Annotated in this window: 1 protein-coding gene and 2 pseudogenes; all 3 read right to left on the bottom strand. The window is 70.7% G+C overall.

Annotation, left to right across the window (positions count from 1 at the left end; all coding sequences use genetic code 11):
* A pseudogene (locus MXD62_RS27285) lies at nucleotides 1–494 on the bottom strand (aminoglycoside phosphotransferase); the annotation flags it as partial.
* A 49-nt stretch (nucleotides 495–543) separates the two neighbouring features.
* Nucleotides 544–1,761, bottom strand: coding sequence for a cytochrome P450 (locus MXD62_RS27290; RefSeq protein ID WP_248832267.1), 1,218 nt, complete (start codon nucleotides 1,759–1,761; stop codon nucleotides 544–546).
* Nucleotides 1,762–1,924: 163 nt separating this feature from the next.
* Nucleotides 1,925–2,298: pseudogene (locus MXD62_RS27295) on the bottom strand (thioesterase); the annotation flags it as partial.

Here is a 2,298-nt window from a genome sequence, read left to right on the forward strand (position 1 = left end):
TTGTTCCAGAACGGGCCGTGCAGGCCGGCGAGGTTGCGTAGCGCGGCTTCGGCCTGGGGGGTGTCGCAGCCGTCGGCCTGGACGCCGGGCTGTGCCGGGTGCGCGTCCTCGAGTACCAGGGTGAAGCTGCGGCCGTCGGTGTTGATGGCGGCGCTCCAGCAGTGTGGTACCCGGATCTGGGCGTGGGGGGCGAACCTGGTGTAGTAGCCCACCTCGCTGCGGTAGCCGGGGGCGATCTGGGCGCGGCCTTCGGGGGTGCCGGCGGCCAGTTTGAGGACCACCGAGGCGGGCGCCGGGTCGGGGCTGTCGGGATGGATGTCGAGGTGGAAGCGGTGGCTGGAGCTGAGTTGGCCGCCCCCGACGGGTTCGTGGCGTAGCCCGACGATCTCGGTGTCGGTGCCGCCTCGGCGTAGCGCGGCGGTCATCCACTCGGGGGTGACGGCGTTGGGGTCGTCGACGATCCACTCCGGTTGTCCACCCGCCGGTTCGGTCATCCTGGCCTCCGGAGGAGCTCGGGTCGGTGTCCGTGGCGGCGCGTGAGGTTCAGGTGATCGTGTAGCGGATGGGGAGGTGTTTGGGTCCGCCGACGAACAGGGTCTGCATGTATTCGGGTGTGCCGGCCAGTTCGATCTTGTGTAGCCGGGGGACCAGTTCGGTGTAGAGGGCGCGTCCCTCCAGCCGGGCGAGGTGGGTGCCCAGGCAGTAGTGGGCGCCGAAGCCGAAGCCGACGTGCTTGTTCGGGGTCCGGCCGACGTCGAACGCTTCGGGGTCGGTGAAGACGTCCTCGTCCCGGTTAGCTGATGGGTAGGACAGCAGCACCGACTCCCCGGCCGAGATCCGGACACCGCGCAGGGCGGTGTCCTCGGTGGCGGTGCGCATGAAGTGCTTGACGGGGGATACCCAGCGGATCATCTCGTCGACCGCGGTGGGCACCAGGCCCGGGTCCGCGGCGAGGCGCCGCCACTGGTCCGGGTGTTCGAGGAGGGCGTGTAGCCCGCCGGAGATCGCCGCGCTCGTCGTGTCGTGCCCGGCGGTGGCGATCAGGACGTAGTACCCGACCGCCTCCAGTTCGCCGATCGGTTCGCCGCCGACCGCGGCGTTGGCGATCACTGAGCCGAGGTCGTCGGTCGGTGTCGCGCGGCGGCCTGCGATCACTGTCTGGAAGTACTGGAAGAAGTCCAGCAGGGTGTCCAGGGCGGCGGTGTCGCCCGGGTTGCGGGCGAGGTCGACGTCGTCGGAGCCGAACAGTTCCTGGGTGAGTGTGAGCATCCTCGGGAAGTCCTCCTCGGGCAGCCCGAGCAGGGAGAGGATGACGTAGAGGGGATAGTGCGCGGCGATGTCGGTGACGAAGTCGCATTCGCCGCCGAGCTCCGCCATGTGGTCGACGTAGCGCCTGGCGAGCTGGGTGATGCGGTCGGATAGTCGCCGGACCCCGGCTGGCTTGAACCAGTCGGCGCTGATGTGCCGGTAGACCGGGTGGTCCGGCGCGTCCATCTGTACCAGCGAACGTATCGGCGGCGCGGGTGCGGCCGGGTCCTGGCTGACGGCTGTCCGTGGCGCGTTGTGCCACAGCTGCGCGTCCCGGGAGATCGTCATGACGTCCTCGTGCCGGGTGACCGCCCAGAACGGTGCGAAGCCCGCCGTCTCGACCCGGTGCACCGGCGAGTGGCGGCGCAGCAGCGCGGTGGCGGTGTGCCACCGTTTCTCGTCCGCGTACGCCGTCGGGTCGGTGAAGACGCTGCCCGCTTCGTCAAGATCCATGACCAGTCCTTCCGGTGGCACGACCGGCAGAGTAGCAAAATATCTAGTTCTTTTGCGGTTGTTGGATTCGTTCGCAGGTCAGGGGCCCGCCGCCGGTCAGCCGCGCCGGGTGTCGGTCAGGCCTGTCGTCGTTGGTCGGACCTGTTGTCGCCGGTCGGGACGGCTACCGCGGTTTGGTGTCGGCGAGCCGGGCCGTCGCGACGGCGCCCAGCTTCCCGGTCCCGGCGTCGGTGAGGTGCACCAGGCACACCTCGCCGTGCCGGTCGGCCACCGCGCGTGCCGGTCCGACCGAGAACGGCCGTAGGTAACGGATGCCGAGCGAGGTCAGCGCCGTCGGCCCCTGGGCGGATGAGGTCGCTGCCTCCTCGGCGGCGAACGCGACGAGGCCGCCCTGGATGGCGCCGCCGGCGTTGAGGCCGTCGGCCCGCCGGGGCACCTCGACGGTGCCCGGAGCCACGATGACGCTGCCGACCCGCTCGGCGAGGGGAACCGGCAGCCGGAAGGGCCCCTCGGGCAGCCCGGCCAGGGCGCCGTGGG

The sequence above is a fragment of the Frankia sp. Mgl5 genome (assembly GCF_023242985.1).
In the GTDB taxonomy this organism is placed as follows: Bacteria; Actinomycetota; Actinomycetes; order Frankiales; family Frankiaceae; genus Parafrankia; species Parafrankia soli.

Bases quoted from the DNA above. Each gene is read 5' to 3' on its own strand.
- MXD62_RS27290 (WP_248832267.1), bottom strand. From the start codon at position 1,761: ATGGATCTTGACGAAGCGGGCAGCGTCTTCACCGACCCGACGGCGTAC.